This window comes from Neisseria sp. P0009.S007 (assembly GCF_051962515.1).
Map to the genome: position 1 here is coordinate 1 of NZ_JBQCVF010000104.1, position 7,403 is coordinate 7,403.

Below are 7,403 nucleotides of genomic sequence, written 5' to 3' on the forward strand. Positions count from 1 at the left end.
GTGCAGTCGGTGTGGAAAGCCGCCATTCCGTTTATCCGTCCGACTTTGTCCAACGAGGAATGGAAAACTTATTTGGATACGCGCGCGCAAGGCAATTTCAAGGTTTCGTTCAGCGGCTGGTGTTCCGATTTCAACGATCCGGCGGGCATGCTCAATATCTTGAAATCCAACAACTCAAACAATGCATTCCGCTACAAAAGCGCGGCGTTTGATACATTTATGAACAATACGCTGAAAGATGGTGTCAGCAAGGAAGCGCGCAGCCAGCTCTATGCCGATGCGGAGAAGCAGCTTCAAGAAGACGCTGCACTGATTCCGCTGTATCATCAGGTTGAAGTGCGTATGGTCAAACCCGATATTATCGGCTATTCCGACAAAGACCCTTTGCGGAACTACACGGTCAAGAGCTGGTCGTTCGCACCGAAAAAATAGATTGATTATAGACAGTACAAGTTTTCAGACGGCCTTAATGACAGAGGCCGTCTGAAACAACAGGAGACATAACACATGAAATCTGTACAACAACGTTTGTCCGCTTTACACGAAGCCATGAAAAAACATGGCGTGGACGCGTTTGTCATTCCTTCCGCCGATCCACACCTTTCCGAATACCTGCCCGAGCATTGGCAGGCACGCCGCGATTTTTCCGGCTTTACCGGTTCGGCCGGCACTTTGGTGGTAACCGCCGATAAAGCAGGCGTGTGGACCGACAGCCGCTATTGGGAACAGGCTGGCCAACAGCTTGCGCCAAACGGCATCGAGCTGCAAAAAATGGGCGTTGATGCGCCTTATACCGAATGGTTGGCACAAAATCTGCCCGAGGGCGCCGTCGTCGGCGCGCCTGCCGATATGTTCGCACTCAGCGGCGAGCGCGGTTTGAAACAGGCACTTGCCGCCAAAAACATCCGCCTCGAATATCCTGAAACTTTGTTGGACGAAGTATGGGACGACCGTCCTGCATTGCCGACTCCGGAAATCTACGTTCACCATCCCGACTACGTTTCCGAAACTGCGGCCGAAAAACTGGCCCGTATCCGTACGGCCATGAAAGAGCAGGGCGCAGATGCACATTTGGTTTCTTCTTTGGATGACATTGCTTGGATTACCAATCTGCGCGGTGATGATGTGCCGTTCAACCCTGTGTTCTTGTCCCATCTGTTTATCAGTCAAGACAAAGCCGTATTGTTTACCGATGCAGGCCGTCTGAAAGCCGAATCTGCCGAAGCTTTGAAAGCGGCAGGTTTTGAAGTATTGCCTTATGCGCAAGCGGCGGACTATTTGGCAGGCGTTAAGGGCGCATTGCTGATTGATCCGAACAAAACCGCTGTCGGTACTTTGCGCCGCCTGCCTGAAGACGTCCGTTTGATTGAAGCCATCCACCCAAGTACATTCTTCAAATCAGTCAAATCCGATGCCGACATTACCCATATCCGCAATACCATGGCGGAAGACGGCGCGGCATTGTGCGGCTTCTTTGCCGAGTTTGAACAAATCTTGGCAGACGGCGGCGAATTGAGCGAGCTGGACATCGACGGCATGCTCTATAAACACCGCAGCCAACGTCCCGGCTTTATTTCGCCAAGTTTCGACACCATCGCCGGCTACAATGCCAATGCCGCCTTGCCTCATTACAGCGCGACACCGGAAAACAACAGCAAAATCAAAGGCGACGGTATGCTGCTGATTGACTCCGGCGGCCAATACTGGGGCGGTACGACCGACATCACGCGTGTGGTGCCTGTCGGCAATCCGAGTGCGGCCATGAAGCGCGATTACACTTTGGTGTTGAAAGCGCATATTTCTCTGGCGGAAACCATTTTCCCTGAAAACATCAAAGGCCCGATGATTGATGCCATCTGTCGTAAATCACTCTGGCAGGCGCAATGTGATTACGGTCACGGTACAGGTCATGGCGTGGGCTATTTCCTCAATGTGCATGAAGGTCCGCAAAGCATTGCCGTTGCCGCCGTGCCGCAACCGCATCACGCGATGAAGTCAGGCATGCTGACTTCCAACGAGCCGGGTCTTTACCGTCCGGGCAAATGGGGTATCCGTATCGAAAGCCTGGTAATCAACCGTCCGGTTGAAAACCCAGAGGAAACCGAGTTCGGCAAATTCCTGTATTTTGAGACCGTTACCCTCTGTCCAATCGATACGCGCCTGATCGATACCAAACTGATGACCGGCAGCGAAATCGAATGGCTGAACCAATATCACGCCGAAGTGCGCCGCCGTCTCGAGCCTTTGACAGAAGGCGCGGCCAAAGCATGGCTGATTGAACGCACCAAACCTTTGGCGCGTTAACGTGAAAGGCCGTCTGAAACGGCGGATACAAAGTTTCAGACGGCCTTATCACAACAATTATCTAAAAACTAAAAAACCTTACCCGACTCCGAATAAAAACAATAACCCGGTCGGAATAGAGAGAGAAACCGGCGCGGCGACGTTACAGACGCCTGCTGCCATTCATCCGATTTCCGCTTCAGGTCAGCTTTGTTTTCACGAGTCCGGTATGTTCAGACAGGACAGCCTGATTATGTTGAAATTCATCATCAAACGGATATGTGCTTCCATCCCGACCATGCTGGTGTTGATTACCGTATCGTTTTTTCTGATGCGGCTTGCACCGGGCAGCCCGTTCACAGGCGAACGCAATTTGCCGCCTGCGGTCATGGCCAACATCGAAGCCAAATACCACCTCAATGACCCGATGTACCTCCAATATTTCCACTACCTCAAGCAGTTGGCGCAGGGGGATTTGGGGCCGTCGTTCAAATATAAAGATTTCAGCGTTAATGAGTTGCTTGCCCAATCCCTGCCAGTATCGGCAGAACTTGGTTTCTACGCCTTTTTGATTGCCGCCATCTTCGGCATGTTTATCGGCATCATCGCCGCCTTAAAACAAAACAGCTGGCTGGATTATTCGCTAATGAGCGGCGCGATGACCGGTATCGTTGTTCCCAGTTTTGTGATGGCGCCGGTATTGGTGCTGGTGTTTGCTGTCAGACTGCAATGGCTGCCTGCAGGCGGCTGGAACGATGGCGCACTGATGAATTTGATTCTGCCTGTCGTTACTTTGTCCATCGGTTATGTGTCCAGTATCGCGCGGATTACGCGGGGTGCGATGATTGAAGTATTGAACAGCCCCTTTATCCGTACGGCACGCGCCAAAGGCCTGCCCATGAGCCGCATCATCCTGCGCCATGCGCTGCGTCCCGCCATGCTGCCGATTGTTTCTTTCTTAGGCCCGGCATTCGTTGGCATCATTACCGGCTCCATTGTGATTGAAAACGTGTTCGGTATTCCCGGCGTCGGACAATTATTTGTCAACGGCGCGCTCAACCGCGACTACGGCATGATTTTGGGTTTGACGATTTTGGTGGGCATTATGACCATTTTGTTCAACGCCATCCTCGATATTCTGTATGCCATTATTGACCCGAAAATCCGTTATTAATCCCATTTGCGCAAAGGCCGTCTGAAACGTTCAGACGGCCTGAAGAAAGAATAAAAAGCGAGAGAGAACATTATGTTATTCAAAAAGAAGCAGACTCAGGCCCTCGCAGAGGCAGCAGAATACGCCCAAGTGCACGGCAAAAGCCTGTGGAGCGACGCATGGCGGCGTTTTAAACAAAACAAAGCGGCGGTGTACAGCATTATTATCCTGTTGCTGATCAGTATTTTTGTGATTGTGGCACCATGGATTGTCCGCTACACCTACGACTTCACCGACTGGGACAATATGCAGATTCCGCCGTCCCTTTCTACTCATCACTATCTGGGTACGGACTTGCTCGGCCGTGATTTGCTGTCGCGTGCGGCAACCGGCGGACGTATTTCCTTGCTGGTCGGTGTGGCCGGCGCATTGGTGGCTGTTGTCATCGGTACGCTTTATGGCGCGATTGCCGGCTTTATCGGCGGTAAGCTCGATTCGCTGATGATGCGCTTTTTGGAAATTTTGAACGCGTTTCCGTTTATGTTTTTCGTCATTCTGCTGACCACATTCTTCGGCCGCAACTTGCTTTTGATTTTTGCCGCCGTGGGTTTGGTGTCTTGGCTGGACGTGGCGCGTATCGTGCGCGGCCAAACCTTGAGCTTGAAGCATAAAGAGTTTGTCGAAGCGGCACGTGTGAGCGGCGTGGCAAAACGTAAAATCGTAACGCGCCACATTATTCCGAATGTTTTGGGTGTGGTGATGGTGTATGCCTCTTTGCTGGTACCGGGCATGATTATGTTTGAATCCTTCTTGAGCTTCTTGGGCTTGGGTGTGCAAGAGCCGATGACCAGTTGGGGTTCGATGCTGCAAGAAGGCGCAATTTCGATGGAAGCCGCACCATGGCAGCTGCTCGTGCCGAGTTTCTTCTTGGTAACCACTTTGTTCTGTTTCAACTTTATCGGCGACGGCCTGCGCGATGCGCTCGACCCGAAAGACCGCTAAACCACAACCAAAAGGATAATCAAAATGACAAAACAGTTACTGGTTGTAGAAAATCTGGACATCAATTTTGAATTGCATGAAAAAAACGTGCACGCCGTGCGTAATGTCAGCTTTAAAGTGGCAGAGGGCGAAACATTGGCTTTGGTCGGCGAGTCCGGCTCGGGCAAGTCTGTAACATCTATGTCCGTTATGCGCCTGTTGCCTGAAAAGTTTGCCCGTTATGGCAAAGATTCGCGCATTACTTTTGACGGCATTTCCATTTTGGATGCCGATGAGAAAACCCTGCGTGATTTGCGCGGCAACCGCATCAGCGTGATTTTCCAAGAGCCGATGACCTCGCTCAATCCGTTTATGCGTATCGGTGCGCAACTGATTGAAGCGGCGCGTGTGCACAATAAAAAGCTCGGCCGCAAAGAAGCAGGGCTGAAGGCATTGGCATTGTTGGAGCGTGTGGGCATCAAAGAAGCCGAACGCCGCATGAAACAATATCCACACGAGTTTTCCGGCGGCCAGCTGCAACGCATCATGATTGCCATGGCACTCATTAATGAACCTGACCTGCTGATTGCCGACGAACCGACCACGGCTTTGGATGTAACCATTCAAGCCGAGATTCTCGATTTGCTCCACGATTTGCAACAGCAAATGGGCATGGCGATTATCTTCATTACCCACGATTTGGGTTTGGCGGAACACTATTCCAAAACCGTCTGCGTCATGCGTAACGGCGAAATTGTCGAGCGCGGCAAAATCAAAGAAGTTTTTGCCCATCCGAAGCACGAATATACCGCCGAACTCATCAATGCCATTCCCAAAGGCATGAAAGAGCCGGAAGAAAACAACGCCGGTGTGTTAATCGATGCCGATAATGTCAATGTTTCTTTCGTATTGAAGCAAAGCTTTTTTGGCAAGCCGCTCAAAACTTTCGACGCCGTCAAAGGCATCAGCCTCAAAATAAAAGAAGGGGAAACATTGGGCGTTGTCGGCGAGTCCGGTTCCGGAAAATCCACGCTGGGCAAAGCCGTCATGCAGATGCTGCCTTATACCGGCCATATCTTCTTTGAAGGCAAAGACCTGAAAAACTATACAGCCGAGGAAGCATGCCGTCTGAAATCGCAACGGCAAATTGTGTTCCAAGATCCGTTCGGTTCGCTTTCCCCACGCCTTACAGTTGGTGAAATTATTGGTGAAGGTTTGACGGTTCATCATCCTGAGATGACTAAAAAAGAACGTATCCAGCGCGTTTTGGAAGTCATGAAGGAAGTGTCCCTGCCGCTTGACGCGCTCAACCGTTATCCGCATGAATTCTCCGGCGGCCAGCGTCAGCGTATAGCTATTGCACGCGCCGTTATCCTGCGCCCGAAATTCATTCTTTTGGACGAGCCGACTTCTGCACTTGACCGTTCCGTACAATCCAAAGTAGTCGAGCTTTTGCGCGATTTGCAAAAGAAATACGGCCTGACTTATATGTTCATCAGTCATGATTTGTCTGTCGTGCGCGCCGTTAGCGATAATGTGATCGTGATGAAGCAGGGCGAAATGGTTGAGTACGGCAGCGCGGATCAGATTTTCCACCATCCGCAAAACGATTACACCAAACGTTTGATTAACGCCGCATTTGATTTGTAGAAAAGGAAAAGGCCGTCTGAAAAGAAATTTTCAGACGGCCTTTTTAAGCGGAGGCTTTTTTCATCTAATGAGCGATTGCTTATGCCTGTACGGCATCCAATGCCTGCGCCAAGTCGGCAAGCAAATCGTCGATATGCTCGATACCCACGCTCAGGCGTACCATGTCGGGGCTGACGCCTGCTGCGGCGAGTTCTGCATCGTCAAGCTGACGGTGGGTCGTTGTGGCAGGATGGGTAGCCAGCGATTTGGCATCGCCGATATTCACCAAACGCAGGAAGAGTTGCAGTGCGTCAATGAATTTCGCGCCGGCTTCACGACCGCCTTTAATACCAAAACTCAGCAAACCTGAGGCTTTTCCGCCGTAGTCGCGGTCAATCAAAGCTTTATACGGACTGTCAGGCAGTGCAGGATAGTTCACCCATTCGACCCGCGGATGTTTCTTTAAGAATTCGGCTACTTTTAGGGCGTTTTCGCAATGACGTTCCATACGCAGGGCGAGGGTTTCCAAACCTTGAAGCAGTAAAAATGCGCTGTGCGGAGACAGGGCGGCACCGGTATTACGCAATGGGACGACACGGGCACGGGCGATATAGGCTGCCGCACCAAAATGTTCGCAGTAGTTTACGCCGTGGTAAGACGGATCAGGCTGATTGAAGGTTTTTTCAAAACGCGGATTGCCTGCCCATTGGAATTTGCCGCCGTCGATAATGGCACCGCCAATCGTTGTGCCGTGGCCGCCGATGTATTTTGTCAGAGATTGGATAACAATGTCGGCTCCGTGTTCTATCGGGCGGAACAATGTAGGCGTAGCAACGGTGTTGTCCACCATTAGTGGTAGCCCTTGAGCGTGCGCGGCTTGGGCGAATGCTGGAATATCAACGACATTGATGGCAGGATTGCCGATAGATTCGCAATACACCAGTTTGGTGCGGCTGTCGGTATTGGCGGCGATTTCTTCGGGTTTGGCCGGATCGATAAAGCGTACTTCTATGCCTTGGCGCGGCAGGCTGTGAGCAAAGAAATTGTATGTGCCGCCGTAGAGGGTTTTGGTTGCAATGATGTTGTCGCCTGCTTCAGCCAAGGTTTGAACGGCATAGGTAATTGCCGCCATACCGCTGGCGACAGCCAATGCGGCGATACCGCCTTCCAAACGGGCAACGCGTTCTTCCAAAACGGCAGTGGTCGGATTCATCATACGGGTGTAGATATTGCCCGCTACATCAAGGTTGAACAAGTCTGCGCCGTGTTGCGTGTTGTCGAAAGTGTAGGAAGTGGTTTGGTAAATGGGGACAGCAGCGGATTTGGTAGTTGGTTCGGATTGATAGCCTGCATGCAG

Annotated in this window: 5 protein-coding genes and 1 pseudogene; 5 read left to right on the forward strand and 1 reads right to left on the reverse strand. The window is 51.4% G+C overall.

Features of this window, described 5'->3' with window-relative positions; translation table 11 throughout:
- The 5 genes and pseudogenes from ACTHS3_RS09320 to ACTHS3_RS09340 all read left to right on the forward strand — a co-directional run.
- Positions 1-432 (forward strand): annotated as a pseudogene (locus ACTHS3_RS09320) (oligopeptide ABC transporter substrate-binding protein OppA); the annotation flags it as partial.
- Between the two features lie 75 nt (positions 433-507).
- Positions 508-2,304 (forward strand): aminopeptidase P family protein, encoded by a 1,797-nt coding sequence (locus tag ACTHS3_RS09325; RefSeq protein ID WP_049335537.1) that lies wholly within the window; start codon positions 508-510, stop codon positions 2,302-2,304.
- Positions 2,305-2,536: 232 nt separating this feature from the next.
- Positions 2,537-3,457 (forward strand): oligopeptide ABC transporter permease OppB, encoded by a 921-nt coding sequence (gene oppB, locus ACTHS3_RS09330; RefSeq protein WP_036472303.1) that lies wholly within the window; start codon positions 2,537-2,539, stop codon positions 3,455-3,457.
- 72 nt (positions 3,458-3,529) lie between these two features.
- The gene (gene oppC, locus ACTHS3_RS09335) at positions 3,530-4,438 is read left to right on the forward strand and encodes an oligopeptide ABC transporter permease OppC (protein ID WP_049335539.1); all 909 of its coding nucleotides are present in this window, start codon (positions 3,530-3,532) and stop codon (positions 4,436-4,438) included.
- 24 nt (positions 4,439-4,462) lie between these two features.
- Entirely contained in the window at positions 4,463-6,067 is a 1,605-nt protein-coding gene (locus tag ACTHS3_RS09340) for an ABC transporter ATP-binding protein (protein WP_049335541.1), read from the forward strand.
- A gap of 79 nt (positions 6,068-6,146) precedes the next feature.
- Here ACTHS3_RS09340 and ACTHS3_RS09345 read toward each other — a convergent pair.
- Positions 6,147-7,403 (reverse strand): O-acetylhomoserine aminocarboxypropyltransferase/cysteine synthase family protein (locus tag ACTHS3_RS09345; RefSeq protein WP_440367796.1); only part of this gene is annotated, 1,257 nt, incomplete at its 5' end.

Coding starts and splice junctions, on each gene's coding strand:
- ACTHS3_RS09325 (WP_049335537.1), top strand. CDS start 508: ATGAAATCTGTACAACAACGTTTGTCCGCTTTACACGAAGCCATGAAA.
- oppB (WP_036472303.1), top strand. CDS start 2,537: ATGTTGAAATTCATCATCAAACGGATATGTGCTTCCATCCCGACCATG.
- oppC (WP_049335539.1), top strand. CDS start 3,530: ATGTTATTCAAAAAGAAGCAGACTCAGGCCCTCGCAGAGGCAGCAGAA.
- ACTHS3_RS09340 (WP_049335541.1), top strand. CDS start 4,463: ATGACAAAACAGTTACTGGTTGTAGAAAATCTGGACATCAATTTTGAA.